The organism is Amycolatopsis sp. FU40 (assembly GCF_021903635.1).
Taxonomy (GTDB): domain Bacteria; phylum Actinomycetota; class Actinomycetes; order Mycobacteriales; family Pseudonocardiaceae; genus Amycolatopsis; species Amycolatopsis dendrobii.
The window spans coordinates 8,164,298-8,182,851 of sequence record NZ_CP091381.1 but is presented as its reverse complement, the minus strand read 5'-3'; the positions used below and the strand labels follow the sequence as shown (position 1 = coordinate 8,182,851).

General features: G+C 70.7%; 20 protein-coding genes. 3 read left to right on the top strand and 17 right to left on the bottom strand.

The genetic code is table 11. The annotated features are described in order from the left end of the window. Window positions 1-22: 22 nt before the first annotated feature. Window positions 23-430 carry a RidA family protein gene (locus L3Q65_RS38750; RefSeq protein ID WP_237597896.1) on the bottom strand — a complete coding sequence of 136 codons (408 nt, stop codon included), beginning with the start codon at window positions 428-430 and terminating at the stop codon, window positions 23-25. 70 nt (window positions 431-500) lie between these two features. Here L3Q65_RS38750 and L3Q65_RS38745 point away from each other — a divergent pair, with 70 nt between their 5' ends. Next, on the top strand, window positions 501-1,112 hold the full coding sequence (locus tag L3Q65_RS38745) for a TetR/AcrR family transcriptional regulator (RefSeq protein ID WP_182890412.1): 612 nt from the start codon (window positions 501-503) through the stop codon (window positions 1,110-1,112). 3 nt (window positions 1,113-1,115) lie between these two features. Here the strand turns inward: L3Q65_RS38745 and L3Q65_RS38740 are convergent, their stop codons facing one another. The 12 genes from L3Q65_RS38740 to L3Q65_RS38685 form a co-directional block, all read right to left on the bottom strand. Continuing rightward, the gene (locus L3Q65_RS38740; protein WP_370648146.1) at window positions 1,116-2,144 is read right to left on the bottom strand and encodes a lysophospholipid acyltransferase family protein; all 1,029 of its coding nucleotides are present in this window, start codon (window positions 2,142-2,144) and stop codon (window positions 1,116-1,118) included. Beyond that, window positions 2,141-3,187, bottom strand: a complete 1,047-nt coding sequence (locus tag L3Q65_RS38735) for an NAD-dependent epimerase/dehydratase family protein (RefSeq protein WP_182890414.1) — start codon at window positions 3,185-3,187, stop codon at window positions 2,141-2,143. Before L3Q65_RS38735 ends, L3Q65_RS38740 begins: the two co-directional genes overlap by 4 nt. Before the next feature lie 260 nt (window positions 3,188-3,447). Beyond that, entirely contained in the window at window positions 3,448-3,549 is a 102-nt protein-coding gene (locus L3Q65_RS38730) for a 30S ribosomal protein bS22 (RefSeq protein WP_007030867.1), read from the bottom strand. Between the two features lie 143 nt (window positions 3,550-3,692). Next, complete coding sequence (locus tag L3Q65_RS38725; protein WP_033291067.1) at window positions 3,693-3,908, bottom strand: helix-turn-helix domain-containing protein; 216 nt, start codon at window positions 3,906-3,908, stop codon at window positions 3,693-3,695. Window positions 3,909-4,244: 336 nt separating this feature from the next. After that, complete coding sequence (gene proC, locus L3Q65_RS38720; RefSeq protein WP_182890415.1) at window positions 4,245-5,057, bottom strand: pyrroline-5-carboxylate reductase; 813 nt, start codon at window positions 5,055-5,057, stop codon at window positions 4,245-4,247. A gap of 23 nt (window positions 5,058-5,080) precedes the next feature. Next, window positions 5,081-5,911 carry a thioesterase family protein gene (locus tag L3Q65_RS38715; protein WP_182890416.1) on the bottom strand — a complete coding sequence of 277 codons (831 nt, stop codon included), beginning with the start codon at window positions 5,909-5,911 and terminating at the stop codon, window positions 5,081-5,083. A 161-nt stretch (window positions 5,912-6,072) separates the two neighbouring features. Beyond that, a complete protein-coding gene (locus L3Q65_RS38710) occupies window positions 6,073-6,876 on the bottom strand; it encodes a sugar phosphate isomerase/epimerase (protein WP_182890417.1) in 804 nt (267 codons plus the stop codon). A 34-nt stretch (window positions 6,877-6,910) separates the two neighbouring features. Next, window positions 6,911-8,632 carry a phage holin family protein gene (locus L3Q65_RS38705; protein WP_237597894.1) on the bottom strand — a complete coding sequence of 574 codons (1,722 nt, stop codon included), beginning with the start codon at window positions 8,630-8,632 and terminating at the stop codon, window positions 6,911-6,913. Window positions 8,633-8,780: 148 nt separating this feature from the next. After that, window positions 8,781-9,764, bottom strand: a complete 984-nt coding sequence (locus L3Q65_RS38700; protein WP_182890418.1) for a Ppx/GppA phosphatase family protein — start codon at window positions 9,762-9,764, stop codon at window positions 8,781-8,783. Window positions 9,765-9,951: 187 nt separating this feature from the next. Then, window positions 9,952-10,641: a response regulator transcription factor gene (locus tag L3Q65_RS38695; protein WP_009071942.1), complete on the bottom strand. Its 690-nt coding sequence runs from the start codon at window positions 10,639-10,641 to the stop codon at window positions 9,952-9,954. Beyond that, on the bottom strand, window positions 10,638-11,876 hold the full coding sequence (locus L3Q65_RS38690; protein WP_182890419.1) for a cell wall metabolism sensor histidine kinase WalK: 1,239 nt from the start codon (window positions 11,874-11,876) through the stop codon (window positions 10,638-10,640). The genes L3Q65_RS38695 and L3Q65_RS38690 overlap by 4 nt, the downstream gene beginning before the upstream one ends. 150 nt (window positions 11,877-12,026) lie before the next feature. Further along, window positions 12,027-12,905 carry an oxidoreductase gene (locus tag L3Q65_RS38685; protein ID WP_182890420.1) on the bottom strand — a complete coding sequence of 293 codons (879 nt, stop codon included), beginning with the start codon at window positions 12,903-12,905 and terminating at the stop codon, window positions 12,027-12,029. A 75-nt stretch (window positions 12,906-12,980) separates the two neighbouring features. Between L3Q65_RS38685 and L3Q65_RS38680 the strand changes: the two genes are divergently transcribed. Further along, window positions 12,981-13,607 carry a DNA-binding response regulator gene (locus tag L3Q65_RS38680; RefSeq protein ID WP_237597893.1) on the top strand — a complete coding sequence of 209 codons (627 nt, stop codon included), beginning with the start codon at window positions 12,981-12,983 and terminating at the stop codon, window positions 13,605-13,607. Beyond that, window positions 13,604-14,509, top strand: a complete 906-nt coding sequence (locus L3Q65_RS38675; RefSeq protein ID WP_237597892.1) for a hypothetical protein — start codon at window positions 13,604-13,606, stop codon at window positions 14,507-14,509. Before L3Q65_RS38680 ends, L3Q65_RS38675 begins: the two co-directional genes overlap by 4 nt. A 173-nt stretch (window positions 14,510-14,682) precedes the next feature. Here the strand turns inward: L3Q65_RS38675 and L3Q65_RS38670 are convergent, their stop codons facing one another. The 4 genes from L3Q65_RS38670 to mshA form a co-directional block, all read right to left on the bottom strand. After that, window positions 14,683-15,432, bottom strand: coding sequence for a phosphoglyceromutase (locus L3Q65_RS38670; RefSeq protein ID WP_182890423.1), 750 nt, complete (start codon window positions 15,430-15,432; stop codon window positions 14,683-14,685). 420 nt (window positions 15,433-15,852) lie between these two features. Next, complete coding sequence (locus L3Q65_RS38665) at window positions 15,853-16,680, bottom strand: DUF4349 domain-containing protein (protein ID WP_237597891.1); 828 nt, start codon at window positions 16,678-16,680, stop codon at window positions 15,853-15,855. 66 nt (window positions 16,681-16,746) lie between these two features. Next, the gene (locus tag L3Q65_RS38660; RefSeq protein WP_009071931.1) at window positions 16,747-17,259 is read right to left on the bottom strand and encodes a YbjN domain-containing protein; all 513 of its coding nucleotides are present in this window, start codon (window positions 17,257-17,259) and stop codon (window positions 16,747-16,749) included. Then, the gene (gene mshA / locus L3Q65_RS38655; protein ID WP_182890425.1) at window positions 17,256-18,554 is read right to left on the bottom strand and encodes a D-inositol-3-phosphate glycosyltransferase; all 1,299 of its coding nucleotides are present in this window, start codon (window positions 18,552-18,554) and stop codon (window positions 17,256-17,258) included. Before mshA ends, L3Q65_RS38660 begins: the two co-directional genes overlap by 4 nt.

The following is an 18,554-nucleotide window of genomic DNA, read 5'->3' as shown; positions in this document are numbered from 1 at the left end:
AACCGGCATAAACACTCACGACCTAGTCCAGCACCGCGGTCGCCTCGACCTCGACCAACAGGTCCGGCTCCGCGAGAAACGCCACGCCAATCCCCGTCAACGGCGCCTGCACGGTAATCCCCAGCCTCTCCTCCGCCCGCTGCACACCCTCGACGAACTCGCCCATCTTCTCCGGCGACCACTCGACGAAATAGACGGTCAACCGGACCACGTCGGCGAACGTGGCACCCACCTCGGCCAGCGCCGCGGCCACGTTCAGATAGGCCTGCTCGACCTGCGCGGCCAAGTCCCCTTCGCCGACGTGCCCGCCCTCGGCGGTCCGCGCCACCTGCCCGGCGACGTACACCGTCCGCGAGCCGGTCGCGACGGACACCTGGCGGTAGAGGCCGACCTGCGGCAGCGCGGCCGGGTTGACCAGGGTGACGGCCATGTTTCCTCCTGAAAGCCCTGAAGATCCTCGGTCCTTAAAACATAGCATTGCAATGCTATAGAATGTCGCCATGGCGAGGACGAAGGATCCGGCAGTGCGCACCTTGCTGCTCGAACGGGCAGCGCAGATGCTCCGCACCCGCGAACCGATCACCCTGCGCTCGCTCGTCGCCGGCACCGGGGTGTCGACGATGGCCGTCTACACACACTTCGACAACATGGACGGACTGTGGAAAGCGTTGCGGCAGGAGGGTTTTACCCGCCTGGCGCACCGGATGGCCGAGGTCCGCCAGTCCGCCGATCCAGTACGCGACCACGCCGCGCTGATCTCCGCCTACCTCGGCAACGCGCTGGCCCACCCGGACCTGTACCGCGTGATGTTCGACGCCAACTTCGAACTCGAAGACGCCCAGGCCGCCGACGACACCCTCGAATACCTGGTGCAAGCCGCCGCCCGCGGCCGCGACACGGGCCGGTACCGCAAAGACCTCGACGCGCTCGAACTCGCCACGCAAAGCTGGGCCGTCGCACACGGCCTGGTCTCGCTGGTCGCGAACGGCCCTCTGCCGCGCGGCACGCTCGACCACGGCGCGCCTCTGTTGACCGCGCTGTTCGTCAGCGTCGGCGACGAACCTCAGCGCTGCGAACGCTCAGTGCGCCGCGGCTGGCGGCTGCCCGGGTGAAGCTCAGCCGCGGAAAACGCTGCGCCGCTGGGAAAGCCGCCGGTACAGCGCGTGCTGGATCGCCTCGCGCACCTGGTCGGTGAGCGTGAACACGAGCATCGGGTCGTCGACCGCTTCCGGGCCATAGTCGTCGGTGCGGATCGGTTCGCCGAACTCGATGGTCCACTTCGTCGGCAGCGGCACCGCGCCGAGCGGGCCCAGCAGCGGGAAGAACGGAGTGACCGGGAAGTACGGCAGCCCGAACAGCCGCGCCAGGACCTTGAGCTCGCCGATCTTCGGGTACGTCTCCTCGGCCCCGACCACCGACACCGGAATGATCGGCACGCCCGCGCGCATCGCCGCGGACACGAACCCGCCGCGGCCGAAGCGCTGCAGCTTGTACCGCGCGGAGAACGGCTTCCCGACGCCTTTGAACCCTTCCGGCCACACGCCGACCAGTTCGCCGTTGGTCAGCAGGCGTTCGGCGTCGGCGTTGCAGGCGAGCGTCTGCCCGGACTTGCGCGCGAACGACCCGACCAGCGGAAGCTTGAACACCAGGTCCGCGCCGAGGCCGCGCAAATGCCGTCCGCGGGTCTCGTCGTGCACCGCGACCGCGGTCATCAGCGCGTCGAGCGGCAAGGTGCCGGAGTGGTTGGACACCAGCAGCGCGCCGCCCGCCTTCGGCAGGTTCCCGACGCCGAACGTGTCGACGCGGAACCACTTCTCGTACAGCGCGCGCAACGGCGGCAGCACGAGCGTCTCGGTGAGCTCGGCGTCGAAGCCGAACTCGTCCACCGCGTAGTCGCCGGTGAGCCGGTGGCGCAGGAAGGTGAGCGCGCTGCGCACCGATTCCGACAGCGGATCAGCCGCGGGCTCGCACACCGGACCGGACGGCTGCGCCGGGAACTCGACCACCGGCGCTTCGGTACGCGGCTCGGCCTGCTCCGGAATCTCAGCCGGTTTCTCCCGGCCGGGTCCGTGCAGCGGGATGACCTGTGCCTCAGCACCGTTCATGGGATTCGCCTCGCTTCCGGCCCTCGTCGCGTGGTTCATCGGCGCGCCTGCCCGGTGGCGGCGGCCTCGAGCACCTTGCCGGCCAGCCCGGCCAGCGCGCCGCCGTCGAGCACCGGACGCAGGCCGCGGCCGGCCACGTAATCGTCGAACGCCTCGCGGGTGGTCCAGCGGGGCGTGTACCCGAACTCCTTCTTGAGCTTCGTGATGTCGACCGCGCGGCCGAAGTTCAGCAGCCGCACCTGGTCGGCGGAGAAATCGACCACCCGCGCTCCGCGCAGCAGCTTCCCGACCGACGGCACCACGCCGCGCGGCATCGGCAGCCCGACCCGGCCCGCCCGGCGGATCGCCTGCGACAGCGTGAGCACGCCTTCCGAAGCGACGTTGAACACGCCCGGCCGGTCCTCCAGCGTGGCCATTTCCAGCACTGACAGCGCGTCTGACCCGTGCAGCAACTGCAGGCGGGAGTCGTAGCCGAAGACCGTCGGCACGACCGGCAGCGAGAAGTACCGGGCCAGCACGGTGTCGACCTCGGGGCCGATGATGTTCGCGAACCGCAGCAGGGTGATGGTCAGGTCCGGGCGGCGGCGGGCGAGGCCGCGCACGTAGCCCTCCATCTCGACCGCATCCTTCGCGTAGCCGCTCGACGACGGCGGGATCAGCTCCGAATCCTCGGTGAACACCGCCTGCGAACGCGCGCCCGCGCCGTACACCGCCGCGCTGGACTTCACGACGAGCTTGCGCACCTTCGGCGCGCGCTGGCACGCCGCGAGCAGCCGCATCGTGCCGATGACGTTGACTTCCTTGACCGCCGCGCGCCTGCTCGGCCCGGCCGGATGCGCGGTGCACGAGGTGTGCACGACCGTGTCCACCTCGGCGCTGCTGATGACCTTCGCGATGAGCGGATTGCGGATGTCGGCGCGGACGAACTCGGCGCGGCCCATCCGCTGCTGGATGTCCTTGGCAGGCGGGGCGGTGTCGACGCCGATCACCCGCTCGAGATCCGGATGGGCGCCGAGCCGGGCGAGCAGCTTCCCGCCCAGGTCGCCGGCGACCCCGGTGACGAGCACGATGTTCGAGGCCATGGAACTCCCTGATCGGCAGCAGTGTGCAAGACGGAGTGATCACTCGGGGTGCGCGAACCTGCACTCGCTGGAAGCATCGCGCTGATGCGCCTGCCATGTTACCGGCCCCGGACGCCCTTCTGACCAGGGCTTACCTGGTTTTAACAACGACGTCCGGATTGCGATACGCGCCTCACTCGATCGGGCGTAGGAGAGTCCGAACATGAGTGTGGCCCGTCCAGAGACTGGACGGGCCACGAAACCTCAACCGCGCGGACGGCTTACTTGCCGGCCTTGCGCCGCTGCACGCGCGTACGGCGCAGCAGCTTGCGGTGCTTCTTCTTCGACATGCGCTTGCGGCGCTTCTTGATCACGGAACCCATGGGCGCTCCTCTTGGTCGTCGGTCACGCTGCCCGGCGCAGCGTCCAACGGGTGGAGCGCACAGGCACGAGCGGTTTACCAGGTTACTAGCGTCCCGGCGCGGACCGGTCGGCGGGCATGGTCTGACGCATGCCCGCCGTCGGATCAGCCCACGTCGAAGTACGCGCCCTGCAGATACTCGTGCACCGCTTTTTCCGGCACCCGGAAGGACTTCCCGACTCTGACCGCGGGAAGTTCGCCCGAATGCACCAGGCGGTACACGGTCATCTTCGAGACCCGCATCAGCGTGGCCACTTCGGCGACTGTCAAAAACTGGACCTGCCCTACCGCGGGCAAATCCTCCCTCTTGTTCGGCGACATGTTTACCGCGTCCTTCGACACGTGTCGCGCCACGAGGCTTCCCCACCTGTGGTATCGACACGCACGTGCTCTTCCGAGGGTAGCGGGACAGGTGGGACTCGTGCGACGCCTGTCACCAGGATGGGCCCTCACCAGCGGCTTCGCGTAGCCCGGACGGCGCAGCAGTGTCCGGTTTGCCGGAATAGCCGGAGCGTGCCGCTACGCCATCGACGACACTGAACGGACCAGCGGCCCTGCCGGACCGCCTCTCGGTCACCGCGGCGAAGCACCGCCGCCCGCCCCGAGACGAGCACGACACCTCGGTCCGTCAAAGCGAACCACGCCCCAGGAGAGCGATCAGCTCTCGTGCGCCCGCCCCAGCTCCTCCGAACGATCACGGGCAGCCTCGATCGCATCGAGCAGAGCCGCACGCACCCCGTGCTTCTCCAGCTCCCGGATCGCGTTGATGGTGGTCCCGGCCGGGGACGTCACCGCCTCGCGCAGCAGCACCGGGTGGTCCTGGCCCTCGGCCAGCATTTTCGCCGCGCCGACCGCCGACTGGATGATCAGCTGTCCGGCCAGCGCGCGCGGCAGGCCGAGCAGGATGCCCGCGTCGATCATGGCCTCGACCAGGTAGAAGAAGTACGCCGGACCGGATCCGGACAGTGCGGTGACCGCGTCCTGCTGCCGCTCCGGCACCTCGACGACCTGGCCGACGTGCGACAGCAGGTCCTTGACCGTCGCGACGTGCTCGGGCGTCGCGTGCTTGCCGGGTGAGATCGCGCTCATCGCCTCGCCGACCAGCATCGGGGTGTTCGGCATCACGCGGACCACCGGCACTCCCGCAGCGAGCCGGCGTTCGTACAGCGCGGTCGGCAGTCCCGCGCACAGCGAGACGACCAGCGACGCCGTCCCGAGCAGCGGGGCCAGTTCGTCCAGCACCGGCTCGATGTCCTGTGGCTTCACCGCGACCACGAGAATGTCCGCGCGCCGGGCCGCGTCCGCGACGGTCGCCGCTTTCATGCCCGGGTAGCGCGTCTCCAGCTCACGCGCCCGCTCCTCGTACCGCTCGGTGAAGAGCAGGTCGCCTGGCTCGTGGCCGCCGTTGAGCAGGCCCGACAGCAGGGCTTCGCCGATCTTTCCCGCACCCAGCACCGCGATCACACTCATGCGGCCAGCGTGCCAAACGCGGCTCAGCCGCCCGGTGCCGGGGCGAGCGCCAGCTGCCGCACCTGCGCGACGAGCCTGCCCTGCGCGTCCACGACGGTCGCGTCCGAGTCGAACCACGGCTCGTGCACCGAACGCGATTCGACGAGGATCCGCAGCCAGCCGGGGGCCGGACGGGTGCGCAGCAGCGAGGTCATCTGCACGGTCGGGGCCCAGCCGTGCCTGCCCAGGTTCGCCACCACCGGCGGGTTGAGGTCGCCTGCCAGCAGAGCGAAGTACACGTCGGGCTGGCCGGTGCGCGGACGCGCCCACATCCGCAGCCGGGGCGGGTCGCCGGTACGTCCGGACAGGAATCCCGCGGTCGCCGGATCGAGGCGCACGTCGCAGGCGGCAGACAGGTGGAACGGGCCCTCCGGGGTGTCCTTGCCGAGCTGCGGCGCGCTCGACGGCGGTTCGGCGGGCATCTGCGGCAGGTCCGTCCATTCGGAACGGCGCATCGGCAACCGGCCGACCGTGACCCTCGCCTCGACGCAAGCGCGGCCGCGCTGTTCGAGCGACACCGCGACCACCGAAACCCGGCGGCCGACCTTGCGCACGTCCGCGCGCAGCAGCACCGGGCCGAGTGCGGGCGCGTGCAGGAATTCGGTGCTCACCGCGAGCGGATCGACAGTCGCGTCCCCGCGCTCGTGCAACGCGGCGGCGGCGGTTTTCGCCAGCAACGCCACCAGAAACCCGCCGTGCGGATGAGCCCCGATCGACCATTCCGCACGCAACGTCGCGGTGAACGTGCCGTCCCCGAGCGACCGCACTGAGGTGGCCCCGTCGAAGGCGGTCGCGGTGTCGTCGGCCGCGCTCACGGACGACCGGCCACGGCGATACGGCGCGTGGAACCGGGTCCGGCGAAATCTGGAGACGGCGATGGCAACGAGGTCACGCCCGCACTTTACGGTGCGCGGCCGCCTTTGCGAGCCGAGCCGGGCAGGGACCGCCCGGACAGCCGAGCAAGATCACCCGCGGATCATTGCCCCAGATGCAACCGGGCGAACAGCAGTGCTTCGGCCAGCGCCCGGGCCCGCGACGCCGCTCCGGTGGCGTGCCGGGTGTTGACTTCCAGCACTACCTGGCCGGAGAAGCCGTCACTGACCAGCTTCTCCAGCAACTCGGCACACGGCTGCCCGCCATGCCCGGGGATCAGGTGCTCGTCCTTCGGGATCCCTGTCCCGTCCGCCAAATGGACGTGGCTCAACCCCGCCCCCATCCGGTCCGCGAGCGCCAGCGCGTCCATCCGCGCCGCGGCCGAATGCGACAGATCCAAGGTGTAGTGCCGGAATCCGACGTCCGTGGGATCGATCGACGGCCGGAACGCCGACACCCGGGCGTCGCGGGAACCGCCGGGCGGGCGGACCTTGAACATGTTCTCCACCGCGACGTCCACGCCGCTGGCGTCCTCCAGCTCGTCCACCAGATCGCCGAACGCGTCGCCGTACCGGCGCTGCCAGCGAAACGGCGGATGCACCACGACCGTGCGCGCGCCGAGTTCCAGCGCGGCGTCCACGGAGCGGCGCAGGCGCACCTCCGGATCCGGCGACCAGATCCGCTGCGTGATCAGCAGCGAAGGCGAATGGATCGACAGCACCGGCATCCCGGTGCGCCGCGACCAGCGCCGGATCGCCGAGACGTCCTGGCTGATCGGATCCGCCCAGACCATGACCTCGACGCCGTCGTAGCCGAGATCGGCGGCCAGCTCGAAGGCCGCGCCCGCGCGCAGCGGCCACACCGAGGCGGTGCTCAGACCCACGGGGACGGGCGCGCTCTCACTCACGCGCCCATCCTGCCCCAGTGCCCTCGGCGGCGGGCTACTTGGCCACCAGCAACAGCGCCGCGGGCGACACCGTCACCACCAGCCCGACGAGAATCGCCAGCAGGGTCGTCTGCAGGTCCTCGGCGCGGCGGATCTTCCGCACGATCCAGACCAGCGCGACGATCACCAGCAGCGCGCCCACGAGCGCGGCGGGCGCGAGGTTGACCCACAGCCAGTTGAAGCCCAGCCACACAGCGGCGCCGCCGACGACGCCCAGCGCGAGCTGTCCGGCCAGCGTCAGCCACTGCTTGCCCGCGGACACCGCGGGTTCCGGTTCGGCTTCGGCCTCCGGAGCGTCCTCGGCGACGGCTTCCTCGGGGTAGTCGTCGTACTCGTCGCCTTCGGCGTAACCCTCGGCGTGCTCGTAGCCCTCGGCCTGCTCGTACCCGTAGCCGTCGTCGCCTTCGAAATCCGGCTGGCCCTCGGGGTAACCGGACGGCTCGGCGAACTCGCGCTCGTATTCGGCCAGGTCGTCCTCGACCGGGTCCTTGCCGCCCGGCGCGAACGGCATCGGGGCCGGGTAGCCCGCGGTCGGCGGGCCCGCGTCGTAGTCCGCGGCGGCGGGCGGGTACTCGTCCTCGTAGCCGTCGTCGACGTAGTCGTCCTCGGCGTACCCCTCGGCCGGTTCCGGCTCCGCGCCAGCGGGCGGGACGGCCGGCATCATGCCGACCTCGGTGTCTTCCAGCTGTTCCGCCTGACGGCGCTGCCGCCAGCCGGCGAGACCCGCGGGCGGCGCGTCTTCGGCGACGCCATCGGCGGGCGGGCCGTCGATCGCGTCGAACTGCTCGGTGTGCGGCTCCTGCTTCGGCGCCGGACGGCGGGCCGGGGCACGCCGCGGCCGGTTGGGCGCCGCGGGGGCCGGGAACGCGCCGCTCGCCATCGGGGTCGCGGGCGGTTCCGGGGTGTCGCCGTCGAGACCGTCGAGGCGGGCGGCCAAGCCGCCGTCCTGCGGCGGAGGCGGCGGAGCTTGCGGGCCCGGGCGACGGCGGACCGGCGGCACCGCGCCGCGGGTCTCCTCGTCGGCGGCCTGCGGACGCGGCGGACGGCCGCGCGGCGGAACCGGCATCTGCCCGGATTCCTGCGGCGGCGCGGGCGGGCGGACGTAACCGGAGTCCTGCGGCGCGGCGGGACGCAGGTAGCCAGTGCCCTGCGGACCGGCCGCGGGCGGCGCGGGACGGGCGAACTGGCCCGACTCCTGCGGCGGCGCGGGCGGGCGCACGTAGGCCGAATCCTGCTGGCCGTTGGCGGGTCGCGGGTACTGCCCGGACTCCTGCGGCGGAGCCGGGGGACGCACGTAAGCCGAGTCCTGCTGGCCATTCGGCTGCGGAGCCGGGTACTGCCCGGAGGGCTGGCCGTTCCTCGGCGGCGGCCCGGATTCCTGCGGCGCGGGGTACTGCCCCGAAGGCTGCTGCCCAGGACGCGGGTACTGGCCCGATTCCTGAGGCGCGGGCGGGCCGGGCCGCGGGGCCGCGTCCGGACGGCGGCGGCCGCCGGGGGGACGCGAAGGAGGCGGCGGGGTGCCGCCCTCGGACGCCACCCGGTCGATGATCGCCTGCGGTCCGGTGTCGGTGAGGCCCGAGCGCCGCGGGGCGGCCTCGTCCTCGTCATCGGCCGCCCTGCGCCTGCGTCGCCGTCCGCCGTCGACCTGCTGCCCGTGCTGGGCGAGCAGTTCGGCCACGGTCTTCTGGGGCTGGTCGCCGCCGGTCTGGTCCGTCATACCGTGCTGTCCAAAGCGCGCTCGGGGTTGGTTGTGGTCACTCGGGCACACCTGCCTCCGGAGCCGCGCGCAATCGACACCGTGCAGTGCATGTCCGTCACCTCTTCACCGTGCCTGGTCTTCGTCGGCCAAGTCCAGTCCGCTGCTGTCACCGGTCCTCCCCGCTCGCCGAAACGCCGGCGATCGCGGTCCCAGTTTCGTCCGCGCCGTTGGCGTGGTCCAACCGCCGCAGGATGACACCCTCTCGCAGCGCCCAGGGGCAAATCTCCAACTCGGTGAGGGAGAGCGCCCGCATCGCGGCCTGCGCCACCAGCGCGCCTGCCACGAGCTGATGCGACCGGCTCCCGCTGACGCCTTCCAGCTGGGCCAGATCCGCGGCGGTCATCCGCGAAATGAAGGCGATGAGCTGGCGAAGGGCAGTGTCGGTGAGCGTACGGCGCACGCGGGGGCCCGCCGCCGAGGGGGCCGCCCCGGTCAGCCGGGCGAGCGAGCGGAACGTCTTGGAAGTCGCCACGACCCGGTCCGGAAGACCCTGTCCGGCGACCTTCTTCGCGAGCCCGGCGAGCTGGTCCTCGAGCCAGGCCGACGTCGCGACGACCTCGGAGCGCGTGGGCGGGTCGTGGCGGAAACGGGTGCGGGTGGTCCGCCCGGCTCCCAGCGGAAGCGACTCCGCCAGTTCGGGCTCCTCGTCGCGGCCCATCGCGACCTCGAACGAACCGCCGCCGATGTCCAGCACCAGCAGTTTCCCGGCCGACCAGCCGTACCACCGGCGCACCGCGAGGAAGGTGAGCCGCGCCTCGTCCTCGCCGGAGAGCACACGCAGGTTGACGCCGGTCTCGGCGCCCACCCTGGCCAGCACCTTCGCCGAATTCTTCGCCTCGCGGACCGCGGACGTCGCGAACGCCAGCACGTCCTCGCAGCCGAGCCGCGCGGCCGCGGCCTTGGCCGATTCGACCGCCCGGACCAGGCCGTCCTCGCCGGGACGGCTCAATTCGCCGGAGCCGGTGAGCTGTTCGGCCAGCCGCAGCATCGTTTTCTCGGAGTGCATCGGGGTCGGGTGGGCGCCACGGTGGGCGTCGACCACGAGCAAGTGGACGGTGTTGGAACCGACGTCGAGTACCCCTAGGCGCACGAGGATTCAGCGTACCGGTCCCAGTGCCAGGTCTCGAAACTGTAACCAACTCCACTCGGATCGACACCAACTCAGCGTGCGCGAACCGGCACGGTGTGCGCTGAAACCCGGACAAAAGCCGTGAAGGACTCCTTGCGGGAATCAGATTCCCGCAAGGAGTCCTTCACGGACGGAGCGAAAGGGCGGCTCAGGTCTCGAACTTGTAGCCGAGCCCGCGCACGGTCACCAGGTGCCGCGGCGAACCCGGGTCCGGCTCGATCTTCGAGCGGAGCCGCTTCACGTGGACGTCGAGCGTCTTGGTGTCGCCGACGTAGTCCGCGCCCCACACCCGGTCGATCAGCTGGCCGCGGGTGAGCACCCGGCCGACGTTGCGCAGCAGGTACTCCAGCAGGTCGAACTCCTTGAGCGGCAACGAAACCTCGCCGCCGTCCACAGTGACCACGTGCCGTTCGACGTCCATCCGCACCGGACCGGCCGACAGCACCAGCGGCGCGAGTTCGCCGTCGCTGCCCGGCTCGCCGCCGCGGCGCAGCACCGCGCGCACCCGCGCGATCAGCTCGCGCGCGGAGTACGGCTTGGTCACGTAGTCGTCGGCGCCGAGTTCCAGCCCGACGACCTTGTCGATCTCGCTGTCGCGCGCGGTCACCATGATCACCGGCACCGCGGAGCGCTGCCGGAGCTGCTTGCAGACGTCGGTGCCGCTCATCCCGGGCAGCATCAGGTCGAGCAGCACGATGTCGGCGCCGTTGCGGTCGAACTCTTCAAGCGCCTGCTGGCCAGTCACCGCGACAGCCGCGGTGAAGCCCTCCTTGCGCAGCAAGAAGGCGAGCGGGTCGGCGAAGGACTCTTCGTCCTCGACTATGAGAACCCTCGTCACAGGTTTCCTCCATGGTCTGGGCTGGAGACTTCCTGCCCGGTTGCCACGAGCCGGGGTGTCCGCTCGGGGGTCTTGTCCGGCCGCGCGGGCGCGGCCTTGCGTGCGGTGTCGGCGGGTTCGGTGCGCACGTGCGCGGGGATGCGCAGGGTGAACGTCGACCCGGTGCCGGGACGGCTCCACAGGCCGACCGAACCGCCGTGGTTGGCCGCGACGTGTTTCACGATCGCCAGTCCGAGCCCGGTGCCGCCGGTGGCGCGCGAACGCGCCTTGTCCGCGCGGTAGAAGCGCTCGAACACGCGCTGCTGCTCGTCCTCGGCGATGCCGATGCCGCGGTCGGTCACCGCGATCTCGACCATGCCGTCGGCGAGCCTGCGCGAGATCGACACCGGGCTGCCCGCCGACGAGTACGCGACGGCGTTCTCCAGCAGGTTCGACAGCGCGGTGACCAGCAGCGTCCGGTCGCCCTCGATGAGCAGGCCGCTCGCCGTGTCGGTGGTGATGGTGATGTCGGCGGATTCCGCGGACAGCGTGGTGCGCCCGAGCGCCTCGCGCACGACGGCGTCGACCTCGACCACGTTGAGGTCCGGCAGCCGTTCGGCGCCCTGGAGGCGGGACAGCGCGATGAGTTCGGTGACGAGCTGGCCGAGCCGGGTGGACTCGCGCAGGATCTTGCCGCCGAAGCGGCGGACCTCCTCGACGTCCTCGGCGGCGTCCAGCACGGCCTCGGTGAGCAGCGCGATCGCGCCGACCGGGGTCTTCAGCTCGTGGCTGACGTTCGCGACGAAATCGCGGCGGACCGCCTCCAGCCGGATCGCCTCGGAGTGGTCGACGGCCTCGACGACGGTGAACCCGTCGCCGAGCGGCCGGACCTCGCCGAGCACCGCCTCGGGCTGGCGGCGGCCGCGGCTCTCCAGCGGCGAGAGGTCGACCTCCATCGGCTCGTCGGTCTCGACCACCTGCTCGGCGGCCTTGCGCGCCCGCGGATCGGCCTGGTTCACCCGAACCAGGCCGAGCTCGTACGCCCGCGGGTTGTGCAGCACGAGGTCGCCGAACCGGTTGAGCACGATGACGCCGTTGTTGGAAGAGCGGATCAGCCGTTCGAGCAGCTCCGCGACGGTGGGGCCGGTAGGCCGGGCCGCCTCGCGCCGGGCGCGCGCCCTGGCCGCGAGGAAACCGGCGACCGCGCCGACGACAAGCGCGCCGATGGCCGTCAGCAGGACAACAGGCGTGGTCACGGGGGAATCGTAAGCATCCCGGTAGCCTTCCGGCCTAGTCCTGGAAGCCCTGTCGTGAGGCGAGTGACACCTGAGGGGTACATATTCGCCTCGGGGTCAGGCCCCGTTCACCCGATCGAGATGTTCCGGCCAAATCGACGCGCTCGGCCTTCAGCGCATTTCAAGGGTCTTGAGGTCCTCGTCGGTCAGTTTGAGCGCTGCCGCGGCGACGTTCTGTTCCAGGTGTGCGGGGTCACTCGTACCGGGGATCGCCAGCACGTGCGGGCCCTGCGCGAGGGTCCACGCCAGCCGCACCTGAGCGTCCGTCGCCTCGTGCCGCCGCGCAACCTCGGCGACCCGCTCGCCCGCGTCGGACTGTCCACTCGCGACCGCGAAGAACGGCACGAACGCCACGCCCTGTTCGCCGCACCGCCGCAGCAGTTCGTCGTCCTCGCGGCGGGCGGAGAGGCCGTACTGGTTTTGCACGCACACCACCGGCGCGATCGCCTGCGCCTCGGCGAGGTGTTCGGCGCTGACGTTGGAAATCCCGAGCTCGCCGATCAGCCCCTCGGTGCGCAATTCGGCCAGTGCGCCGAAGTGCTCGGCGAGCGAGCCGGTGCCGCGGTCGAGACCGGTGCCGATGCGCAGGTTGACCACGTCGATGTGGTCGCGGCCGAGTTCGCGCAGGTTCTGCTCGACCTGGCCGCGCAGTTCGTCGGGACGGGCGAACGGCCGGAACTGGCCGGTTTCGTCGCGGGACGGGCCGACCTTGGTGGTCAGCACGAGGTCGTCGCCGTACGGGGCGAGCGCGGCCTTGATCAACGCGTTGGCCGACCAGGTCGTGCCGAAGTAGAACGCGGCGGTGTCGATGTGGTTCACGCCCAGTTCCACAGCGCGACGCAGCACCGAGATCGCGCGGTCGGCGTCGATCGGCGCGGCCGGGTCGAGCGAACCGCCGAGCCGCATCGAACCGAAGCCGAGCCGGTTGACGGTGCGCGAGCCGAGCTGCCAGGTGCCCGCGGCAGCGGCGGGAAGTGTCGTTTCGGTCATGTCTCCAGCGTGCTTCGCGACCGGCCGCCGCGGCGGGTTTGGCAGCAAGCTGCCAACGCGGGAACACTGGACGACGTGCCCCGAGCCGAGGAAATCGCGAACATCCGCGACGAGCGGGAACTGGTCGAACGCGCCGGCCACCTGCTCGCCGGAGCCGACGAGTTCGCCTGCGCCGCGAACGACTTGCACACCTGGTCCGCGATGCAGAAATTCGCCAGGGAGCTGCCGAAGGAACGGAAACTCCGGGTCCGCAAGGTCTACCTGGCGCGGGTCATGCTCGACCCGGTCGGCGCCGAGCACTTGCGGACGCTGCACGAGCTCGGCGCGGAAGTCCGGATCAGCGACCACGAGATCAACGAGACGATCCTGCTCGACGGCCGCGTCGCCATCCTCGCCGCCGGTCCCGGCTACAACGTCGTGACCGCACCGGATCTGGTGCGCGGCATCTCGTCGCTGTTCGAGGCCGCCTGGCGCTCGTCGACTGCGATGGAGGCGTACGAGACGCGGTTCGCCGAATTGCGGCAGTACACGCCGCAGCTGCTGGACCTGCTGTCTTCCGGTTCCACGGACGAGAAGGCGGCCCGGGCGATGGGCGTCGGGCTGCGGACGTACCGTCGGCGGGTGGCCGAATTGATGGATGTTCTGGGTGCGACGTCGCGGTTCCAAGCGGGTGCTCTCGCGAGGGAGGCGGGCCTGCTGTGAGGCGCGCTGTGCTCGCCGCGGCCTTGCTCACCGCGGGATGCGCCGCGTCCCAGCAAGCCGCGCCGCCCGCGTCTGCTCCCGCTCCCGCGAATGTGGCCTATGTGGACGCCAAGGCGACCAGCGACGCGGTGTCCGGCGTCAAAAAGGCCGTGGAGACGGCGTTCAGCTACGACTCCACGAAACCGGACGAGGTCGCGAAAACCGAGCAGGAGTACCTGACCGGCGGGGCTCGCGCGCAGTTCGACAAGACCTTCGCCGAGGTCCGCACCGAGCCGGTGACCACGCAGACGCAGGTCATCGAGACCGGTCTTGCCGAGCTGACCCCGGAGCACGCGCGGATGCTGGTGGTCGCCGCGCAGCACAGCAAGCGCCCCGACGGAGCCAAGAACCAGAGCGTCGCGCTGATTTTGGTCACCGCGGGCAAGGCGAACGGGCACTGGCAGCTGGAGGATCTGAACTTCGACCCGCGCGGCCAGCTCACCGCCGCCCCGAGCCCCGCGGGCGGCCTCGCCGCGGCCCGCGACGCCGCAGTCGACGCGGCTGTCCGGGACGGCGGGATCCTGATGACCATCGATCCGAAGGACATCGACGGCAGCTACGCGAAGTGGGAAAACGTGGCCGCCGAACCGCTGGCGTCGCAGTTCCGGCTGGCCCGGCAGGAGACCATCGACAGCATCCGCAAAACCGGGAAGAAGGCGACCTTCGGCGCGGATTCGACCGCCGCGCTGACCGAACTCAGCCCGGACGGGACGAAGGCGGCGGCGGTGCTGTCGGCGTTGGTAACGACAAGCGGCGGCCAGAACCCGGGGGAAAACCGGCTGCCGGTCCACCTGGACCTCGTCCGGCAGGGCACGGAGTGGAAGGTGTCCGGAATCAAGGCGTTTTCCAGCGAGGGCTCGTGAGCGGCGATCGCGGTTAGAACCGCGACGAACACTCACGACCCCCAACCCGCGCAAGCAGCCCTGCCCGACCCTGCCCGACCCCGCCGGACTGCGGTCTGCCCGGCCGTGCGCGTGAGGGGCGTCGCCGGCGAGAACCGGCGACGCCGCTCACGAAAACACAAGCGGCAGAGACCTCAGCGGCCCTGGTTCGCCACCGCGGCGGCGGCTTCCTTCGCCGCTTCCGGGTCGAGGTACTCGCCGCCCGCCTTGACCGGCTTGAGGTCCGCGGTCAGGTCGTAGCGCAGCGGGATGCCGGTCGGGATGTTCAGCGCGGCGATGGCGTCGTCGGAGATCCCGTCGAGGTGCTTGACCAGCGCGCGCAGCGAGTTGCCGTGCGCGGCGACCAGCACGGTGCGGCCGGCCCGCAGGTCGGGGACGATCGCCGACTCCCAGTACGGCAGCAGCCGGGCCACGACGTCCTTCAGGCATTCCGTCAGCGGGGCCTGGTCGCCGAGGTCGGCGTACCGCGCGTCGCCCGCCTGGCTGAACTCGTCCTTCGGGTCGATAGCCGGCGGCGGCGTGTCGTACGAGCGGCGCCAGAGCATGAACTGCTCCTCGCCGAACTCGTCCAGCGTCTGCTTCTTGTTCTTGCCCTGCAGCGCGCCGTAGTGCCGCTCGTTGAGCCGCCAGTCGCGCTTGACCGGGATCCAGTGCCGGTCGGCGGCGTCGAGGGCGATGTTCGCCGTGCTGATCGCCCGGCGCAGCAGCGACGTGTGCACCACGTCCGGCAGCAGCCCCGCCTCGGCGAGCAGCTGCCCGCCCTGGCGGGCTTCGCGCTCGCCGGTCTCCGAAAGGGGCACGTCCACCCAGCCGGTGAACAGGTTTTCCGCGTTCCACGTGCTCTGTCCGTGCCGCAGCAGCACCAGGGTCCCAAGTTCGGCCATGGGCACCAGCCTGCCAGAGCGCGCGAGCGCTGCCAGTAGTGCGTCCACCCCTCTACCCAGAGTGCGTTACCCGGGAGTAACACCTTCACCCGGCACGCAGCCGGGTTGCCGACAAGCAGGCCAAAGAGTGCAAGGCGCTGCACACTGTTATCCCCGTGAGTGAATTTCACTCGAACGGAGTAACCAGTAGTCTTGTGATTACTGGTCGACATCTGACAGGTTGGGCATGTCCCGCTCAGCCGGATTCCACGCACTCCCGGCTGATCACGGGCAGTGACCGCGGCTCGTCTCCCCCCTGCCGAGCCGCGGCCCGCCGGCCCCGTTGGCATCCCCCTCGTCACCGGGTCCAGCAGGCGGGACCTGCAGCGGGACGGCTCGAGATCGCGACTCCCCCCTCCCTCGAGCCGTTCCGCCAGCCCCTCACTCCGCGGGCTTGGCCCGGTGCCGCCGCCGGAACCACCAGAACACCGCGCCCGCCGGAATCCCGAACGCGATCAGGAACGGCAGCGCCGCGCCCAGCACCCGCACCAGCCCGTTGCAGAACGCGACGAACGCGTCCCATCCCCCGGACAGCCCGGAAAAGAAGCCGCCCGCCGGTGCCGCGGGAGCCTCCTGCTTCGTCACCGACAGCGACACGGTCGCCATCGCGACCTGCCCGGCCAGCGAAGCCTGCTGCCGCTCCAAAGATTCCAGCGTGGCCTGCCTGCTGGTCAACTCGCTCTCAACGGACGCGATTTCGGACACCGATTGCGCCTTCGCCAGCAGCGCGCGCATCCGGTCGACACTCGCCCGCTGGGTCGCCAGCCGCGCGTCCACGTCGACCACCTGCGCGGTGACGTCCTGCGCGCTGATCTCCCGCCGCTTCACCTGGCCGAGGCCGCTGAGCTGGTCGAGCACGCCGTCGAGTTTCTCCGCGGGCACCGCCAGGGTCAGCGACGCGGAATCGTCCGTCGCGCTCTCCTGGCCGGGATATCCGCCCGCACCTGTCGCGATCGCCTTGGCGCGGGACAGGACGTCATTGGTCTTCGGCGTGGTCAGTTCCAGCCGTGCGCTGCGCGCCAGCTTGCGATCGGTCGCGCCGGGCGCGGGCACTGACGCCTGCGCGTTGCCCTGTTTGGGCGCAGCCCCCTCCTGCTGCGGCGCGGATGCGACAGCCGACCTCGCCGAGTCCGCGCTGGTGCCGCCGCTGCATCCGGCCAGCAGCACCAGCGCGGCACCCGCGAGCACGCATCTCCATCGAGTCCGCATTCCGGTCTCCCTCCAGTCGTCGGCGGTGAGACGAAACGACGGGGGAAAGCCGTTGCACGGAATCGGTTACGACTCGGTCAACCCCGGTTCGTGCCCTCCGGCGGGTTCGGCGAGGTGTTTGAACGCCTGGAGGTTCGCCAGCGATTCGCCGCGCGAGACGCGCCAGTCCCATTCGCGCTTGATCGACGTGGCGAACCCGATTTCCAGCAGGATGTTGAAATCGCCGTCGGCGGCCTCGAGCACCTGGCCGAGGATCTTGTCCAGTTCGGACTCGGTCACCGTCTCCTTGCCGAAGCGGCCGACCAGGTAGATGTCGCCGAGACTGTCCACTGTGTAGTGCACGCCGTAGAGCCGGGCGTTGCGCTGCAACAGGAACCGGTACACATCCTCGTGCCGCTCGTCCGGGCGGCGGCAGACGAACGCCTCCACCGAGAACGCGTGGTCGCCGTCCACGAGCCAGCAGTTCGTCTGCAGCTTCTTGGTTCCCGGCAACGTCACGAAATAACGGCCTTCGCCGCGACGGTCGTACTTGAGCCCACTTGAGTCCAAAGTGGACTTGATAGTCGCGTCAAGGCTCACACTGCCACCTCCGCCCGCAGTTCCAGCGCCTGCCGGAACGCTCTGGTCGCTTGAGCATAGATGTCGAGCAAGGAATCCGTGGTGCGCCGCCAGGAAAACCGCTGCGCGTGCCGCACCGCGTTGGCCGCGAGTTCGGCCCGCCGCTGCGGCCGCAGCGCGACCGCGGCGAGCGCGTCGGCCCATTCCGCCGCGCCGTGCGACGGGACCAGCAGTCCGGACACCCCGTGCGGCACCGCGACCGGCAGCCCGCCGACCTCCGCCGCCACCACCGGCGTCCCGCACGCCTGTGCTTCGAGCGCGACCAAACCGAAGGATTCGTTGTAGCTCGGCACCGCGACGACGTCGGCCGCGCGGAACACCGTGCGCAGCTTCAATCCGGTCTGCGGCGGCAGGAACCGCACCTGCTCGGCAATGCCCAGCGACACCGCCAGTTCCCGCAACGCCTGCGGCTGCTCCAGACCGGTGCCGGACGGTCCGCCGACCACCAGAACCACCAGCCGCGACGCCAATTCCGGCCGTCGTCGCAGCATTTCCGCCGCCGCGTGCAACAGCACGTCCGGAGCCTTGAGCGGCTGAATCCGTCCGGCGAAAGCGAGCACGACAGCGTCCGGGGACAGGTTCAGCTCGCGACGCGCGTCCAGCTGCGAGCCGGGTGTGAACCGTTCGAGGTCGACACCCGGCGGCACCGCGTGCACCGCATGAGTGGCGGCCCCGTAGAGATCGACCAGCTGCCGAGCCTCGACCTGCGTGTTCGCGACAAGGCAATCCGCCTCGGCGACCACCTGTTCCTCGCCCATCACACGCGTCCGCGGCTCGGGTTTGTCACCCTCGGCGAGCAGCGCGTTCTTGACCTTGGCGAGCGTGTGCGCGGTGTGCACGAGCGGCACGCCCCACCGGTCGCGGGCGAGCCAGCCGACCTGCCCGGACAGCCAGTAGTGCGAATGGATCAAGTCGTAGTAGCCCGGCTCGTGAAACGCCTCCGCGCGCAGCACGCCCGAGGTGAACGCGCACAGCTGCGCGGGCAGCTCGTCGCGCGCCAGCGGCTCGAACGGCCCGGCCGGCACGTGCCGCACCGTGACGCCCGGAGCCAGTTCGGCCAGCGGCGGCTGCTCCGACGAGGTCGCCCTCGTGAAGACCTCGACCTCGATGCCGCGCCGCGCCATCTCCTGCGCGGTCTGGCTGACGTACACGTTCATCCCGCCGGCGTCGCCGGTGCCCGGCTGCTCGAGCGGGGAGGTGTGCACGGACAAGACCGCGATCCGGCGCGGCTCAGCGATGAATCCCTTGAGGGTCAC

Excerpts from the sequence above, each read along its gene's own strand:
- L3Q65_RS38725 (WP_033291067.1), bottom strand. The coding sequence starts at position 3,908 with ATGTCGCCGAACAAGAGGGAGGATTTGCCCGCGGTAGGGCAGGTCCAG.
- L3Q65_RS38745 (WP_182890412.1), top strand. The coding sequence starts at position 501 with ATGGCGAGGACGAAGGATCCGGCAGTGCGCACCTTGCTGCTCGAACGG.
- L3Q65_RS38730 (WP_007030867.1), bottom strand. The coding sequence starts at position 3,549 with ATGGGTTCCGTGATCAAGAAGCGCCGCAAGCGCATGTCGAAGAAGAAG.
- L3Q65_RS38685 (WP_182890420.1), bottom strand. The coding sequence starts at position 12,905 with ATGACCGAAACGACACTTCCCGCCGCTGCCGCGGGCACCTGGCAGCTC.
- L3Q65_RS38705 (WP_237597894.1), bottom strand. The coding sequence starts at position 8,632 with ATGACGGACCAGACCGGCGGCGACCAGCCCCAGAAGACCGTGGCCGAA.
- L3Q65_RS38750 (WP_237597896.1), bottom strand. The coding sequence starts at position 430 with ATGGCCGTCACCCTGGTCAACCCGGCCGCGCTGCCGCAGGTCGGCCTC.
- L3Q65_RS38735 (WP_182890414.1), bottom strand. The coding sequence starts at position 3,187 with ATGGCCTCGAACATCGTGCTCGTCACCGGGGTCGCCGGCGACCTGGGC.
- L3Q65_RS38740 (WP_370648146.1), bottom strand. The coding sequence starts at position 2,144 with ATGAACCACGCGACGAGGGCCGGAAGCGAGGCGAATCCCATGAACGGT.
- L3Q65_RS38665 (WP_237597891.1), bottom strand. The coding sequence starts at position 16,680 with ATGCGGACTCGATGGAGATGCGTGCTCGCGGGTGCCGCGCTGGTGCTG.
- L3Q65_RS38670 (WP_182890423.1), bottom strand. The coding sequence starts at position 15,432 with ATGGCCGAACTTGGGACCCTGGTGCTGCTGCGGCACGGACAGAGCACG.
- proC (WP_182890415.1), bottom strand. The coding sequence starts at position 5,057 with ATGAGTGTGATCGCGGTGCTGGGTGCGGGAAAGATCGGCGAAGCCCTG.